The following is a 15,659-nucleotide window of genomic DNA, read 5'->3' as shown; positions in this document are numbered from 1 at the left end:
ACGGAAGTGGCAATCGCCGGGAGACTCTCGTGACCGCAACGTCAGCCGATACGCCGGTTCTGAAGCTGAAGGACATCCGCAAGCGCTTCGACGCCAACGAAGTGCTCAAGGGCGTGTCGCTGGACGTGCGCGCCGGCGAAGTGATCTCGATCATCGGCGCCAGCGGCTCAGGCAAGAGCACCTTCTTGCGCTGCGTCAATCTCATGGAAATCCCGGACGAAGGCTTCATGGACTTCGACCGCTTTTCCTTCGACTACATCGAGGGCGCGCGCCGGCAGCCGACGCCGCAGCAGTTGCGCGAATTGCGTGCGCAGATCGGCATGGTGTTCCAGAGCTACAATCTGTGGCCGCACATGACCGTGCTCGAGAACGTCATCGAGGCGCCGGTGCGGGTCAAGAAGGTCCCGCGCAAGGAGGCGGTCGAGCAGGCCGAAGCGCTGCTGCGGCGCATCGGCCTGTACGAGAAGCGCGGCGCCTATCCGTCAAAACTGTCCGGCGGCCAGCAGCAACGCGTCGCCATCGTGCGGGCGCTGGCGATGAAGCCCGAGGTCATGCTGTTCGACGAGGTGACCTCGGCGCTCGATCCCGAGCTCGTCGGCGAAGTGCTGGAGCTGATGGGATCGCTCGCCGCCGAGGGCATGACCATGCTGCTCGTCACCCACGAGATCGCGTTCGCGCGCGATGTATCGTCCCGCGTGGTCTTCTTCGACCAGGGCGTCATCGCGGAGTCCGGCTCGCCACGTGACATCCTCGCCGATCCCAGGAGCGACCGTCTGCGCCAGTTCCTCAAGCGCGTCCTGCATCAGGGAGTGGCCGGATGAACTTCGCTCGCTTGCTCCAGCGGATATCGCAACGATGAATCTGTCGAAGATCGAAGAGTGGCTGATCGACTTCGCGGCCTATGTGCCTGGCTTCGCGAAGGCCGCGGGGATCGTTCTCGTCCTGACGCTCCTCATCATCGTCGTGAGCTGGATCTGCGGCCTCATCGCGGCGCTCGGCAAGCAGTCGCGGCTGAAGTTCGTGCGTTCGGCCGCGTCCTTCTACGTCTGGTTCATCCGCGGCACGCCGACGCTGGTCCAGGTGTTCATCGTCTATTTCGGCTTTCCGCAGCTCGGCCTGAAGCTGTCGCCGTTCGTCGCCGGCACTCTTGCGCTCGGCATATCCAGCGGCGCCTATGTCGCCGAGACGATCCGCGCCGGCCTCACCGCGATCCCCAAGGGACAGACGGAATCGGCCCTGGCACTGGGTATGAGCCGCGCCGGCGCGATGCAGCGCATCATCCTGCCGCAGGTGTTCCGCATCATCCTTCCGTCCCTCACCAACGAGGCGATCGCCGCGCTGAAGAACACCTCGCTATTGTCCACCATCACGGTGGTCGAGCTGACGCTTTATTCGCAGCTCCTGATCGCCAGCACCTTCCGGCCGTTCGACTTCTACATCGCAAGCGCCTTGATCTACCTCGTCATGACCTCGCTGCTCTCCAGGCTCGCGCACTGGCTCGAGCGTAGCTACGCGCTGCGCTACTGACGGGGCGAGATTCCGGAACCGAACATATCAACCACGAAAGGACTTCATCGATGATCTCGCGACGGAATTTCGCTCTCCTGGCGGTCGGTATCGGCCTGACCCTCTCGGTTCCTGCCAATGCCGCCGATCTCGAGCTGCTTCAGCCCGGCAAGCTCCAGGTCGCGACGCAGGGGACGTTCGCACCCTTCTCCATGCGCGGTCCGGACGGCGCGCTCGATGGGCTCGAGATCCGCGTCGTCAAGGAGATCGCCCGCCGCCTCAAGCTCGAATACACGCCCGTCATCACCCAGTTCGATGCCGCGCTCGTCGGGCTCCTCGCCGGCCAGTACGACATGACCAGCATCTCAATGGACATCACCGCGGCGCGCCAGAAGCAGGTGACCTTCGCCGACGGCTGGCTCGCCTCGGGCGCGATGATTCTCACCCGCAAGGGTACCGGCATCCGCACCGGCGACGATCTGAAGGGCAAGAACGTGGGCGCGGTGGCGGCCTCGACCTTTGGCAAGATCGCCGAACAGAACGGCGCCACGCTGAAGAGCTACAAGGCCGAGGTCGACGCCGTCCAGGATCTCGTCAACGACAACCTCGATGCCGTGATTACCGATGCGGTCGCCGCCAACTACGCGATCAAGGCCAGGAAGTTGCCGCTTGTCACCGGCGAGGGCACACTGAGCCAGGTTCAGAAGGGATTCGCCATTCAGAAGGGCAAGCCCAACCTGACCCGCGCGATTAACGGTGCCTTGGCGGACATGATCGCCGACGGTACCTATGCGAAGTTGACGAGCGATCTGATCGGTTTCGATCCGCACCCGAAGGAGCCGATCCGCAGCGAGCTCTGAGCAACGCGCGGTCGAGAAATCAATTCGCCCGGCTGTTCCGGTTGTCCGGACACGCCGGGCGGAGCAGGGAAGGAAGTGAGGACATGCCGCGTAGGCCCAGTAGCGCGAGAAAAGCGTCGAGCCGTCAGCAGCCTGCGTCGGATTTGTCCGTTCTGCTTGCGCCGACCGAGAAGAGCCTGAGCCAGCTCGCCTATGAGCGCATTCTGGACCTGCTCGTGAAGCGCGAGCTGCCGGCCGGCACGGTGATGCAGGAGCGGCGGCTCGCCGAGTTTCTCGACATCTCGCGAACGCCGATCCGCGAGGCGCTCTATCGTCTGGAAACCGAGGGGCTCGTCACGCGCGCCCCCGGCAACAGCCTGATCGTCAAGGAATTCTCACTTGGTGAGCTCATTCAGATCCTTCAGGTTCGTCAGATGCTCGAAGCCGAGGCAGCAATCCTGTCGATCGATCGCATCTCAGGGAAGGACCTCGACGATCTGGAGGCGCATATCCTGCGCTTGCGCGAGCACGGCGATCCCCAGGCGGCCGAGAACCGCGAGGTCGACAAGCGCTTCCATGAGCTGCTGGCCGAGGCCAGCGGCAATGCTGTTCTCGCAGGCCTGATCCGCGATCTGCGCCTCAAGACGCAGATGTTCAATCTTAGTCGATTGCCGGAGCGCTTCGCGCCGGTCCACAACGAACATCTGGCCATCATCGCCGCGCTGCGGGCCAAGGATCCAAATGCGGTGCGCGCCGGCGTCGGCGCGCACATCGAGAACATCAAGCTGAGCATCATGCGCAAGCTCGGTGCGATTGGCTGATCGCTCGTCGCCGCGGAACGGCATCCGCCTCGCGGCCCCCGATGTTTCCTGCACCGCCGGGGCCAATGCCGCCGCAAATGGAAATCCAATTGTGGGCTCAATGCACGTTCAACGAGGCGTTTGTCGGAATGGACCTTGATCTTACAGAGAAATCATTCGGCTCTTAATCAGCGGGTCCCAGGTTCTAGCCCTGGTGCGCCCACAATACATGTTCTTCTTCAACGAATTGCCGAAAGGTCGTCGGTCTCGCTCGACGTTCGTGATGGGTCTAGACGTGGATCGCGTGGCCGAGTGCCTTGAAGGTCGCTTCCTGAATTGCTTCGCCCAGCGTGGGATGCGCGTGGATCGTGCCGGCGATGTCCTGCAGGACCGCGCCCATCTCGATCGCGAGGCCAAATGCGGCAGAAAGCTCCGAGACGCCCTGTCCAACCGCCTGGATACCGAGAACACGTTGATTGTCGGCCCTGGCGACGACGCGCACAAAGCCGGGCTCGCCATGGCGCGTCATCGCGCGGCCATTGGCTGCAAAGGGAAATTGGCCAACCTTGATGTTGATGCCGGCCTGGCGAGCCTGTTCCGGTGAGAGGCCCGCTGAGACGATCTCAGGATCCGTGAAGCAGATCGCCGGGATGCAATGCTTGTCCCACGCGCGCGGCATGCCGGCGGCGATTTCTGCCACCATCTCACCCTGCGCCATGGCGCGATGGGCCAGCATCGGCTCTCCCGTGACGTCGCCGATCGCATAGATGCCGCGCATCGAGGTCTCGCAATGCTGGCCGATCCGGATGAAGCGGCCGTCCATGTCGAGCACGAGTTGTTCCAGTCCCAATGCGGCGGTGACAGGTGCGCGCCCGACCGTGACGAGAATCTTGTCGGTCGAGAGGCTGCGCTCCCGGCCATCGGCCGTCTCGACGCGCAGTCCGTCGCCCTGAGCGGTCAGGCCGAGCGCCCGGGCACCGGTCAGCACCTCGACGCCGAGCGCGGTCAAGCGTTTGGCGATCGGAGTCGTCAACTCGACGTCATAGAGCGGCAGGATGTTGTCCTGCGCTTCCACCACGGAAACCTTGCTCCCCAGCTTGGCGAAGGCGGTCCCGAGCTCGAGCCCGATATAGCCGCCGCCGACGACAACGAGGGATTTTGGCACCCCTGCGAGCGAGAGTGCACCGGTCGAGGAGATGACCCTGCCGCCGAACGGCAGGGACGGCAGCTCGACAGGAGCCGAGCCGGTCGCGATCACCACCGTCTCGGCCTTGATCGTCTTCGGGCCGGTCTCGGTCTCGACGACGATCGTCTTGCCGTCGCGGAAGCGCCCATGGCCCTGGACGATCTTGACCTTGGCCTTGCGGAGCAGCGCAGCGACGCCGTTGTTCAGCCGATGGACGATACCGTCCTTCCAGGCGATCGCCTGCTTGAAGTCCAGCGCAGGTTGCGCCGCCGTCAGGCCAAAGGGGGTCTTGCCATCAGCCGCCTCCGCCAGCTTCTCGAATTCCTCGGCAACATGAATCATAGCCTTCGAAGGAATGCAGCCGACGTTCAGGCAGCTTCCACCGAGCTTGCCGCGTTCGACGAGAACGGTGTCGAGGCCGAGCTGGCCGGCGCGGATCGCGCACACATAGCCGCCGGGTCCGGCACCGATGACGACAAGCTGACAAGTGATCTCGGTCATTGCTTCTTCTGCCTTAGGGGTCGATGAAGATCGTCGCAGGGTTTTCCAGGAGCTCCTTGAGCCTTTGCACGAAGACGGCGGCAACCCATCCGTCGATGACGCGGTGATCGAAGCTGGAGGAGAGGTTCATCATCTTGCATGGCACGAACCGCGCGCCGTCCCAGACCGGACGCACGGCCATCTTGTTGACGCCGACAATGGCGACCTCGGGATGGTTGATCACCGGCGTGGTCGCAAGGCCGCCGAGCGCCCCGAGCGAGGTGATGGTGATTGTCGAGCCGGTCAGTTCCTCGCGTGTCGCGGTGCCCTCGCGGGCGCGCCGCGCGAGACGGTTCAGCTCGATGCTGCAGTCCCGGAGGTCGCGCGCCTCCGCATGCTTCACTACGGGCACGACGAGGCCTGACGGGGTCTGGGTTGCGATGCCGATATGGATGCCGGCATGCTCGTGGACGATGCCGGCCTCGTCGTCATAGAGCGCGTTGAGCGCGGGCTGCTCGGTAAGCGCCTTGACCATGGCGCGCATCAGGAACGGCAGCAGCGTGAGCTTCGGGTGCTCCGGCGCAGGTTTCCTGTTCAGCGTCGCGCGCAGATCCTCCAGCGGCGAGACGTTGACCTCCTCGATGATGGTGATGTGCGGGATGCGAGACTTCGACAGCGCCATCTTCTCGGCAATGCGGCGGCGCAAGCCCACCACCTTGACGTCGGTGACGGCGGTCTTCGGACTCATGCCGCGACCATGGGCCGGCGCCGGCCCGCGCGACAGGAAGGCGTCGATGTCCTCGTGGGTGATGCGTCCGGCGGGGCCTGTACCGTGGACCTGGCGCAGGTCGATGCCGGCTTCCCGCGCCTTGAGGCGTATGGCGGGCGAGGCCAGCGGCTTCTCGCCCGGCGCGCGGCGGACCGCAGATGTGGTCGCCGGCCGGGCCTCGATGGCCGCGGGGTGGACGCGGGCAGGGGGCGTTGGCACAGCATCCGGGGTTTCGGCGTTCGTCACGGCCGATGGTGCGGCGACGTCTTCCGTCGGTGCCTCGTCTGCCGGCTCCGAGGCATCATCGCCCGCGACCTTGAGCTTCACGAGCGTCGAGCCGATCGCCACCGCATCGCCAATCCGGGCGCCGATCCAGCTGACCTCGCCCGCGAGCGGCGAGGGAATCTCGACCGAAGCCTTGTCGGTCATCACGGTGGCAAGCAGGTCGTCCTCGCGAACAAGATCGCCCTCCTTGACGTGCCACTCGACGAGCTCTGCTTCGGCGATGCCTTCCCCGATGTCCGGAAGCTTGACGCTGCGCTCACCCATCAGCGTGTCTCCATGATGTCGCGCAGCGCCTGCCCGAGCCGGACGGGACCAGGGAAATAGTCCCATTCCTGGGCATGCGGGTAGGGCGTGTCCCAGCCGGTGACGCGCATCACCGGCGCTTCGAGATGATAGAAGCAATGCTCCTGCACCAGCGCCGTGAGCTCCGCGCCGAAGCCGGAGGTCAGGGTTGCTTCGTGCAGCACGATGCAGCGGCCGGTCCTGGCGACGGAAGCGATGATCGTCTCGAGATCGAGCGGAAGCAGGGTGCGCAGGTCGATCACCTCGGCATCGACGCCCGTCTCCTCGACCGCCGCCAGGGCGACGTGAACCATGGTGCCGTAGGCAAGGACGGTGACGGCCTCTCCGGCGCGCCGCGTCACCGCCTTGCCGAGCGGCGTGGTGTAGTGTCCCTCCGGCACTTCGGAGAGCTCATGTTTGGCCCATGCGGTGACCGGGCGATCGTGATGACCGTCGAACGGGCCGTTATAGAGCCGCTTTGGCTCCAGAAAGATGACGGGGTCCGGATCCTCGATGGCCGCGATCAGGAGGCCCTTCGCATCATGGGGATTGGACGGCACTACGGTCTTCAGTCCTGCGACATGGGTGAAGAGTGCCTCGGGGCTCTGGCTGTGGGTCTGTCCACCGAAGATGCCTCCCCCGGTCGGCATGCGGATGACGAGGGGGCAGGTGAAGTCGCCAGCCGAACGATAACGCAGGCGAGCTGCCTCCGAGACGATCTGGTCGTAGGCCGGATACATGTAATCGGCGAACTGAAGCTCGACGCAGGGGCGCAGTCCATAAGCGGCCATGCCGATCGCGGTACCGACGATGCCGCACTCGCTGATCGGCGCGTCGAAACAGCGCGAGACGCCGTATTTCTGCTGCAGGCCCTGCGTGCAACGGAACACGCCGCCGAAGAAGCCGACGTCCTCGCCATAGACTACGACGTCGTCGTTGCGATGCATCGAAACGTCGAGCGCCGAGCGGATTGCCTCGATCATCGTCATGCGCGGCACGGCTCATACTCCGATCTGTTGGCGCTGGCGCCGCAGATGCGGCGGCAGCTCGGAATAGACGTCCTCGAAGATATCGCGCGCCGAGGGCTTACCGCCGGAATGCAGGGTACCGAAGGCCTCGGCTTCCTTCTGCGCGGCGATGACGGTGGCAAGAATCTCGGCCTCGGTCTGCTTGTGGCGCTCTTCCGACCAGGCGCCGGCTGCGATGAGATGCTGCTTGAGCCGGATCACGGGATCGCCCAGCGGCCACTCCTCGGATTCGTGCTTCGGCCGGTAGGCGGAAGGATCATCCGACGTCGAATGCGCGCCGGCGCGGTAAGTGACGTATTCGATCAGTGTTGGCCCGAGGTTGAGCCGCGCCCGCTCGATCGCCCATTTTGCGACGGCATAGGTCGCGAGATAGTCGTTGCCGTCGACCCTGAGCGCGGGGATGCCGAAGCCGAGGCCGCGCGCCGCGAAGGTGCCCGAGCCGCCACGCGCGATGCCCTGGAAGGTCGAGATGGCCCACTGGTTGTTGACCACGTTGAGGACGACCGGCGCCTTGTAGGTCGAGGCGAAGACAAGCGCCGCATGGAAATCCGATTCCGCCGTCGAGCCGTCGCCGATCCAGGCGGCGGCAATGCGGTTGTCGCGCTTGATCGCCGACGCCATGGCCCAGCCGACCGCCTGGACGAACTGCGTGGCGAGGTTGCCCGAAATCGAAAAGAAGCCGTGTTTTTTCGAAGAGTACATCACGGGCAATTGCCGGCCCTTTAGCGGATCATGCTCGTTGGAATAGATCTGACACATCATGTCGACGAGCGGATAGTCGTGCGCGATCAGCAGGCCGGCCTGACGGTAGGTCGGGAAGTTCATGTCGTCGGGGCCGAGCGCGATGCGGAACGCGCAGCTCACCGCTTCCTCGCCGGTGTGCTGCATGTAGAAAGACGTCTTGCCCTGACGTTGCGCCATCTGCATGCGCGCGTCGAACGTGCGCAGGGTCATCATGTGGCGCAGGCCGGCGACCAGCTCGTCCAGGGAGAGGTCCGGCACCCATGGCCCGATTGCCCGGCCCTCGTGATTGAGCACGCGGATGATCGAGTAGGCGAGATCGCGAATCTCCTCGGGCGGCACGTCGACCGGCGGGCGCCGGACTGAGCCCGCCTTTGGAATTGAGACGCCGGAGAAATCTGGCTTTCCCCCCGGCCGGCTGGCAGGCTCCGGAACGTGAAAGTGAAGTGGCGTGGGGCTGTTCATGGGAGCATCCGCTCGTTTGCCGGTTCTGGAGAGACAACGCCTGGCCGACCGGATTCCTCGCGCGCGAGCCCCACGACGCGAAGGTCCGTGATCGCCGGATGGCGCGACAGCCGTTCCGCGATGTCAGCACAATCGGCCGACGGCTGGACTTCAAGGACCATCCGTATCGTCCGGCCGCCACCGGGGCAGGTCGTCATCGCGACCTGGTCGAGGCCGAAGCCGAACCGCGCCGCGTCGAGGACGAGCCGAACGATCCCGTCAAAGGGGTCGGACGTGGTGGCGATCACGCTGACGGATCGGCGCTGTTGAGGTTGCATGTCACGTTCTCCCGCCGCACAATGATAATCTCCTGGCTCAAGAAAATTTCCCAAAATTCCGATGTGTTGGCCGGAATCTCGGAAAAGTCTCCCGCCGAAATGCAAAAAGACAGAAGGATTGACCCATGCCCTCCAAGCGCAGCCCCGTCGAGGATCTCGATCATCTGGATCGCCGGATTCTCTCGGCGCTTTGCGAGAACGGCCGCTTGACGACGAGTGCGCTGGCGGAGCAGGTCGGGCTCTCGAGTTCTCCATGCTGGACCAGAGTGAAGCGCCTGGAGGAAAACGGCGCGATCGAGAAATATGTCGCGGTGCTCAATCACGCCAATCTTGGATACAACAACATCGCCTTCGTCGAGATCACGCTGGACAAGCATGACGACAAGGTGCTCGATCGCTTCGGCACTGCCCTGTCGCGGATTCCGGAGGTGATGGAGGCCTACCTGGTGACCGGCGATTACGACTATCTCATCAAGGTCGTCGTGCGAGACACCGATCACTACGAGCGCTTCTTGCGACAGTCGTTGTACAGGATACCGGGCATCCGCCAGTCGCGAACGACATTCGGCCTGCGTACCCTGAAACGCCAGATTTCGATCGATCCCTCCAAGGCCGGTCCGCCGTAAGCGCGGCCGTTTCGAACGGGCCCTCGAGGGCCGAGCTCCCGCGATCGGGAGCCCGACGAAAGATGCTCGTGGCGCCGCGCGCCTAAGCCAGGAACATTCGGTTTGACGCCAGCTCCCGCGTTCGCGCGGAAGCCAGCGGAGCATCAGAATGCGGTCTTTTTGCCGATGATGCCGACATAGCTCGATCGCACCAGGGCGCCCCATCGCCCATCCTTCTTGACGATCACATAGAAGGAATCGGCCGACAATATCGGCTTGTCGTTGGCGTCATAGCGCGTGAACCGCGTGACGAAGTGCAGCTTGTCGTCGGATTTTTGCACGAGCTTGCGATAGGTCCATGCCGAACGCGCCCAGGTCGAGGCCTGCGCCAACTGCTTCGCGTCGCTCGATTGCGCATACTCTTCCGGCGTGTTCCAGATCTGCACCTGGCCGGCGGCGATCCGGATGTGCGGATAATGGACCGTCTTGGCCCAAGCTTCCGCATCTCGCGAGTTGAACGCCTTCATGAACTCGTCGAGATAGGAGCATCCCTGCTTCAAGAGCTCGTCGTTTCCGGAATTCAGGCACTCATCGTCGGCCTGAGTTTGAGCGAGCGCAACGGTGCTCATGCCAAAAAACACACCCGCGAGCGCGAGCAGTCTGCGAAATTTCATACTTTACCTCCCTGTCAGGTGAAATCGACTCTGTTTCGTTGTGATTGGTCGAGGCGCCGATCGCGTTTCGATCTTCAAGTAGACGAACCGCCGAGGCAATGCCGGCGAAGCGCAGTATTTCTGACGGGGGTGTCAGTTTTTCTCAACGGCCGAGATCTCGGCGACACTGCCCGGTGTGAGCGTCAAAATGCCGGAGGATCAGAAAAACGAAACAGGGGGTCAGAAAAAGCGCCTTGCATGAAGCGGGGCGACCTCGCTCATCTTGCCCGCCAAGAAGAGCCTGTTGCGGGCGGGGAAACAACGATGATCGCGAGCAGTCAATCCTGCGCGAGGGCTCGGCCCGGTCGCGCCTCCGAAGCCGGAAACGGTTGACCGGAACATGAGCCGCTCGGAGCATCTGGTGCGTGGAATTCCATCGTTCAGGCTGACGCAGGAGGAGGTCATCTTCTGCATCACGCTCGTCCTGATCGCGGCTTTCTCGATCTTCCTGCCCAGGTTTCTCACCGCTGGGAACATCCTCACGCTCCTGAACAACGTCGCGACGCTCGGTATCCTTGCGGTCGGCATGGCGCTGGTCGTCGTGGGGCGCGGCATCGACCTGACCATGATCGCGGTGATGGTGATCGGCGTTGCGTTCAGCATCTGGCTGTCGACAGCCGGCCTGCCGTTTGGCTGGGCATTGGTGGTCGGCGGGCTGCTCGTCATCCTCGTCGGCGTCGGCACCGGAACGCTCGTCGCGGTGGCGGACGTGCCTCCGATCTTTGCGACCCTCGGCCTCGCATCGGTGGTCTATGGCGCAGGGCGAATCGTCTTCAAGTCGGACGTGGTCTATGCCCCGACGGGGCACGGCTGGTTCACGTTCCTCGGAACAGGGACGATCGTAGGTGTTCCCGTCTCGGTCTGCGTGGCGGCGGTGCTGGCTGGACTTGTCGCCCTGTTCCTGCGGAAGACCCGTTTCGGGCGGTTCATCTACGCGACCGGCGACAATCCTTTCGCCGCGCGCACGATGGGATTGCCGGCCCGGCCGGTCATCGTCTCGCAATATGCCGCCAGCGCCCTGATCGCATTTCTGTCCGGCATCCTGATGTGCGCGGTGGTCTCCGGCATCAATACGCGTCTGTACAACTCGACGCTGATCTACGACGTGCTGCTCGTCGTCGTGCTCGGCGGCATCGGTCTCAGCGGCGGACAGGGCGGTGTCCGCAACGTGATCGTGGGAACGATCCTCGTCGGCGTTCTCACCAACGGCATGACGATCCTCAACATCAGCTTCACGGCCCAGAATCTCATCAAGGGCGTGATCCTGCTTGGCGCTCTGGCGATCGATGCGCTGCTCAATCCGCGCGACGAACAGACCTCGCAGAGTGGCGACATCTAGGGCGAACGCCTCAAGCAACTACAATCCGGGAGGACATCATGGTTTCAGTTCTGCGAAAATTGCTGTTGACGGGCCTCGTGCTCGGGGGCCTTGCAGCGGCAACGCCGGGCATCGCCGCCGAGGTGCAGCAGGTCGGCAGAGAGGCATATCTGAAGGCCCTCAAGGGCAAGAAGGTGATCTTCGTTCCGATCTCCCAGGGCTTCGACCTCAACCAGGCCTGGGTGACGGTTTGGCAGCGGCATGCCCAACGTTACGGCTTCACGCTCGAAGTGCGCGATCCCAACATGAACACGGAGGCGGGCATTCGCGCGCTGACCGGCGCGATCGCCGAGAAACCCGATCTGCTGATCGTGCAGAATCCGGACGTGCAGACCTATGCGCGCCAGTTGAAGCAGGCTCAGGAGGCCGGAATTCCGGTGCTTCAGGTCAACATGCAGTCGGCGACCCAGACGGATTCCTATGTCGGCAACGACTGGATCGAGATGGGCCGGCTCGAGATGGGCGAACTCGCCAAGGCGTGCGCCAAGGGCAAGGGCCCATCCACCAAGGTTGTCTGGCTCGCCGGCGTGGAGACCGGCGCGGCTAACATCTACATGCGCCAGGGCATCAACGAGGTGCTGGCCGCCAATCCCGACCTTCAGCTCGTCTCTGACCAGGCCGCCAACTACGACTCCGACAAGGCGCGCCAGATCACTGCGACGGTTCTCCAGCAGCATCCCGATCTCTGCGGCGTCATGGGCATCTGGGACAATGCCGAGGTGGGAGCCGGAGCTGCCGTGGCAGCCGCGGGCAGGACCGGGCAGGTCACGATCGTCACGAACGGCGCGGGAAGCCAGACCGGTTGCGACAGCATCAAGAAGGGGCTCCTGACCGTCGTGTACAACTTCCACGCCGACATCCAGGGTGAGATCGCGGCAGGCCAGATATCCGAGCTGCTGCAAGGCAACCGCAAGGCGGCGGCCGTCAAGGACGTATTCTTTGGCCCGGTGACGCGGGTCGACAAGAACAACGCGGCGGGCCGCAACTGCTGGACGCTCGACGAACTCAAGTGAGGGGCATGTCGCGCGTCGACCCCACGTCGGCGCGCGCAGGGAATGGACGAGATGAGTTTTTCGACCGATATCGTTCGCTGGCGGTACAAGCTCCTCCCCGATCACGTGATCGGGGAGGTCCTCACCAAGAAGTGGGTCGACAGCGCCATCCCGTTCCTGGCGCTGGCGCTGCTCGTGTTCGGTCTGGGGCCGTTCGTTCCGCACTTCTTCGAATGGACCACGCTCGGAAACCTCGCGCGCCAGTTTGCGGAGTTCGGGCTGATCGTTCTCGGCCTCACGATCGTGATGATGTCGGGCGGAATCGATCTGTCCGTCGGCTCGGTTTTCGCACTGTCTGTGCTGATGTCCCTGATCGGCATGAATGTCGAGGGATGGAGCGCCGCTACCGGCCTCATTGCCACACTAGCGGTCGGAGGCTCATGCGGTGCCCTGAACGGGCTGCTTGTCGGCTACGTCAGGATGCGGGCGTTCCTGACGACCCTCGTCACTCTCATCATCTTCCGATCGTTGTTCGAGATCGTCTTTCCGGAGTTCTCGACGGCGATTGTGACCAACGTGTCCGACTCCGCCGCGTTTGAATATCTCGGCACCGCGAATATCGGGCTGGTCCCGGTCTCCTTCCTGATCACGGCCGCCATCGCGATCGGGATTCACGTGGTGCTCTCGCGTACTCGGTATGGCTGGCATCTCCTCGCTGTCGGCGGGGCGCGCCGGTCGGCGTACAATGCCGGCATCAATGTCCGCTGGACGATCTTCAGCGCCTATGTTTGCTGCAGCACCCTCGTCGCCCTGTCCGGATTCATGTTCGCGAGCCGGATCGGAAGCGCGGCGTCGGACGTCGGGGCGGGACTCGAGCTGCAGGCGCTCACGGCCACGGTGCTGGGTGGCATCTCGCTTGGTGGCGGGCGGGGCACTGTCTCCAAGGCGATCATGGGGGCCGTCTTCGTGCTGCTCCTGTCGAACAGCTTCCTCGCGCTCGCGATCTCCGGCCCCGGGGCCGACCTCGTGCTGGGTCTGATCCTTGTCGCCGCCGTCTTCCTTGACGTGCGCTGGGTCAAGAACCGCCACAAGCTGCTGCGGAGCGTCTACATTTCCCCGGCCTATGCCCGCATGCCCGACCCCATCCCGACGGACCCGGGCGCCGGCGCCATGGCACCGAACGACAGGCTGCGCGACGTCGGCGTTATTGGCCTTGGCATTCTGGAGGGAGCCGAGGACGTCATCTTCGATCGCGACGACAACCTCTACACAGGCAACCGTCACGGCGACATCGTGCGCTGGTTTGCACCCGATTATCGGCGATGGGAGGTGCTGGCACACATCGGCGGCTCGCCACTGGGAATGGCGTTCGATCGCCAGGGACATCTCAACATCTGCGTCGCGGGAATGGGCCTCTATCAGGTCGAGATGAACGGCACCGTGCGCCGGCTGACTGCGGAGACAAACCGGAGCCCGCTGTCGATCATCGACGATTCCAACATGAAGCTCGCGGACGATCTCGATATCGCCCTGGATGGCATGATCTATTTCAGCGAGGCGACGACGCGGTTCGAGATGCACGACTGGTACTCGGACGCGCTCGAGAGCCGCGGCAACGGCCGCATCATCCGCTACGACCCGAAGACCCGAAGGACCCGGACCGTTCTGAAGAACCTGGTGTTCCCGAACGGCATCTGCATATCCTACGACAACGAATCCCTGCTCTTCGCGGAAAGCTGGGCTTGCCGGATCAGTCGGTACTATTTCGATGGACCGAAGAAGGGCGAGGTGGAGGTCGTCATTCCGAACCTTCCCGGTTACCCCGACAACATCAATCGTGCGTCCGACGGGTGCTACTGGCTGGCCTTGATGGGGATGCGTACACCGGCGCTCGACCTGTCGCTCGAGATGCCGGGCTTCCGCAAGAGGATGTCGCGGCGGTGCTCCGAAGACGCCTGGCTGATGCCGAATTTGAACACCGGATGTGTTCTCAAGTTCAACGAGCGCGGCGAGATCCTCGAAAGCTATTGGGATCAGGGCGGTCAGAAGCATCCCATGATCACCTCGATGCGCGAGCACAAGGGCGTGCTTTATCTCTGCGGAATCTTCAACAACCGGATGGGGACATACCGGCTGGAGGGAGCCGATCCCGCGTTCTGCGGTGTAGACAGTTATTGGGGCCGCCGCTCGTGAAATGGATCGACAAAGTGCTGGGGCGCCGCGAAGGCGCGGTCACGGTGCCCGTGCTCGACGGCCCGTTCCTGCCAAACCAGAAGCTCGAGGCAGCCCCGGTCCTCTGCCAGGTCGATCAGGTCGACAACCTCGTGGCTCTCGGTGCGAACCTCTTTGCCTCGAGCGGGTCCGAGCTGCTCCGCCTGCGGCCGATCTCCTCCTCGGGTCCGGAGACGGTGGCAAGGTTCGATGCCCCCATCTCGGCGATGGCTGGACTGGGTGACGCACTGGCGATAGGGCTCGACCGCAAGGGACTCGTCGTACGGGGCGGTCGCTTCGACGGCAAGGTGGTTCAGCCTTGTGGTGACGTCCTGCATTGCCCGACCGCAATCGCGTGGCTGGACGAGTCGACGCTCGCCGTGTGCAACGGGTCGAAACATGTCGGTGCACTCGACTGGCGGCGTGCGCTGATGACGAAGGATAGTTCGGGCTCGATCGTCGTCGTCGATCTCGTCAAGGACCAGGTCACGATCGCAGCGAGCGGGTTGGGGTGGCCATCCGGATTGGTGGCATCAGACGGACAGGTGTTCGTCTCCGAGTGTCTGAGTCACCGCATCCTTGCGCTGGCGCTTCCGGCTGGAAAGCCCGTTGAGCTTGTCACCGGCCTGCCTGGCTATCCCGCACGCCTGACGCGTGCGGCTGCCGGTGGCATTTGGCTTTCCTTCTATTCCGTGCGCAACCAGCTCGTGGAGTTCATCCTGCGCGAGGATGAATACAGGACCCGTATGGTCAACGAGCTGCCGGAGGAGCACTGGGTGGCCCCGTCACTCTATTCAGGACGCAGCTTCAAGGAGCCGATGCAGGGAAGCCAGCTGAAGCAGATGGGCATCCTGAAGCCCTATTCGGTCACGCGGTCTTATGGGCTGATAGCGTATTGCGACGCGAACATGACGCCCATCGGATCCTTCCACTCCCGCGCGGACGGCACGCGGCATGGTGTCGTGGCGGCTGCCGAATGCGCAGGCGCGCTCTACCTCGCCAGTCGCGGTTCGAACGCGGTCCTGGAAATCCGCGATCCGGCGGCGGCCCTCTCGGAGTAAT

At 63.7% G+C, this 15,659-nt stretch carries 15 protein-coding genes; 9 read left to right on the top strand and 6 right to left on the bottom strand.

All coding sequences use genetic code 11. The features are described from left to right. The first annotated feature begins 29 nt into the window (after nucleotides 1-29). The 4 genes from BM118_RS23820 (at nucleotide 30) to BM118_RS23805 (ending at nucleotide 3,166) form a co-directional block, all read left to right on the top strand. Entirely contained in the window at nucleotides 30-821 is a 792-nt protein-coding gene (locus BM118_RS23820; RefSeq protein ID WP_092187906.1) for an amino acid ABC transporter ATP-binding protein, read from the top strand. A gap of 34 nt (nucleotides 822-855) precedes the next feature. Then, on the top strand, nucleotides 856-1,527 hold the full coding sequence (locus BM118_RS23815) for an amino acid ABC transporter permease (protein WP_092187905.1): 672 nt from the start codon (nucleotides 856-858) through the stop codon (nucleotides 1,525-1,527). A 50-nt stretch (nucleotides 1,528-1,577) separates the two neighbouring features. Next, nucleotides 1,578-2,366 (top strand): transporter substrate-binding domain-containing protein, encoded by a 789-nt coding sequence (locus BM118_RS23810; protein ID WP_092187904.1) that lies wholly within the window; start codon nucleotides 1,578-1,580, stop codon nucleotides 2,364-2,366. A gap of 143 nt (nucleotides 2,367-2,509) precedes the next feature. Beyond that, on the top strand, nucleotides 2,510-3,166 hold the full coding sequence (locus BM118_RS23805) for a GntR family transcriptional regulator (RefSeq protein WP_244550213.1): 657 nt from the start codon (nucleotides 2,510-2,512) through the stop codon (nucleotides 3,164-3,166). Between the two features lie 268 nt (nucleotides 3,167-3,434). Here the strand turns inward: BM118_RS23805 and lpdA are convergent, their stop codons facing one another. The 5 genes from lpdA to BM118_RS23780 are packed head-to-tail and all read right to left on the bottom strand — an operon-like array spanning nucleotide 3,435 to nucleotide 8,698. After that, on the bottom strand, nucleotides 3,435-4,832 hold the full coding sequence (lpdA, locus tag BM118_RS23800) for a dihydrolipoyl dehydrogenase (RefSeq protein ID WP_092187902.1): 1,398 nt from the start codon (nucleotides 4,830-4,832) through the stop codon (nucleotides 3,435-3,437). A 13-nt stretch (nucleotides 4,833-4,845) separates the two neighbouring features. Continuing rightward, nucleotides 4,846-6,129 (bottom strand): dihydrolipoamide acetyltransferase family protein, encoded by a 1,284-nt coding sequence (locus tag BM118_RS23795; RefSeq protein ID WP_092187901.1) that lies wholly within the window; start codon nucleotides 6,127-6,129, stop codon nucleotides 4,846-4,848. Continuing rightward, complete coding sequence (locus tag BM118_RS23790) at nucleotides 6,129-7,145, bottom strand: alpha-ketoacid dehydrogenase subunit beta (protein WP_092187900.1); 1,017 nt, start codon at nucleotides 7,143-7,145, stop codon at nucleotides 6,129-6,131. The genes BM118_RS23795 and BM118_RS23790 overlap by 1 nt, the downstream gene beginning before the upstream one ends. Nucleotides 7,146-7,148: 3 nt before the next feature. After that, the gene (locus tag BM118_RS23785) at nucleotides 7,149-8,381 is read right to left on the bottom strand and encodes a 3-methyl-2-oxobutanoate dehydrogenase (2-methylpropanoyl-transferring) subunit alpha (protein ID WP_092187899.1); all 1,233 of its coding nucleotides are present in this window, start codon (nucleotides 8,379-8,381) and stop codon (nucleotides 7,149-7,151) included. After that, entirely contained in the window at nucleotides 8,378-8,698 is a 321-nt protein-coding gene (locus BM118_RS23780) for a hypothetical protein (RefSeq protein ID WP_092187898.1), read from the bottom strand. Before BM118_RS23780 ends, BM118_RS23785 begins: the two co-directional genes overlap by 4 nt. A 125-nt stretch (nucleotides 8,699-8,823) precedes the next feature. On the opposite strand from BM118_RS23780, the gene BM118_RS23775 reads away from it, so the two are divergent. Further along, nucleotides 8,824-9,324 carry an Lrp/AsnC family transcriptional regulator gene (locus BM118_RS23775; protein WP_011089070.1) on the top strand — a complete coding sequence of 167 codons (501 nt, stop codon included), beginning with the start codon at nucleotides 8,824-8,826 and terminating at the stop codon, nucleotides 9,322-9,324. Between the two features lie 143 nt (nucleotides 9,325-9,467). Here the strand turns inward: BM118_RS23775 and BM118_RS23770 are convergent, their stop codons facing one another. Next, nucleotides 9,468-9,977, bottom strand: a complete 510-nt coding sequence (locus tag BM118_RS23770; RefSeq protein WP_092187897.1) for a hypothetical protein — start codon at nucleotides 9,975-9,977, stop codon at nucleotides 9,468-9,470. A 379-nt stretch (nucleotides 9,978-10,356) separates the two neighbouring features. Between BM118_RS23770 and BM118_RS23765 the strand changes: the two genes are divergently transcribed. The 4 genes from BM118_RS23765 to BM118_RS23750 are packed head-to-tail and all read left to right on the top strand — an operon-like array spanning nucleotide 10,357 to nucleotide 15,658. Further along, nucleotides 10,357-11,355: an ABC transporter permease gene (locus BM118_RS23765; RefSeq protein WP_092187896.1), complete on the top strand. Its 999-nt coding sequence runs from the start codon at nucleotides 10,357-10,359 to the stop codon at nucleotides 11,353-11,355. Nucleotides 11,356-11,393: 38 nt separating this feature from the next. After that, entirely contained in the window at nucleotides 11,394-12,407 is a 1,014-nt protein-coding gene (locus tag BM118_RS23760) for a sugar ABC transporter substrate-binding protein (protein WP_092187895.1), read from the top strand. A gap of 51 nt (nucleotides 12,408-12,458) precedes the next feature. After that, entirely contained in the window at nucleotides 12,459-14,579 is a 2,121-nt protein-coding gene (locus BM118_RS23755) for an ABC transporter permease (protein WP_177234621.1), read from the top strand. Beyond that, complete coding sequence (locus tag BM118_RS23750) at nucleotides 14,561-15,658, top strand: hypothetical protein (RefSeq protein ID WP_092187893.1); 1,098 nt, start codon at nucleotides 14,561-14,563, stop codon at nucleotides 15,656-15,658. Before BM118_RS23755 ends, BM118_RS23750 begins: the two co-directional genes overlap by 19 nt. Nucleotide 15,659: the final 1 nt, after the last annotated feature.

It is taken from the genome of Bradyrhizobium sp. cf659 (assembly GCF_900113725.1).
In the GTDB taxonomy this organism is placed as follows: domain Bacteria; phylum Pseudomonadota; class Alphaproteobacteria; order Rhizobiales; family Xanthobacteraceae; genus Bradyrhizobium.
The sequence above is the reverse complement of the archived record's forward strand: the minus strand, read 5'-3'. Positions and strand labels throughout refer to the sequence as shown.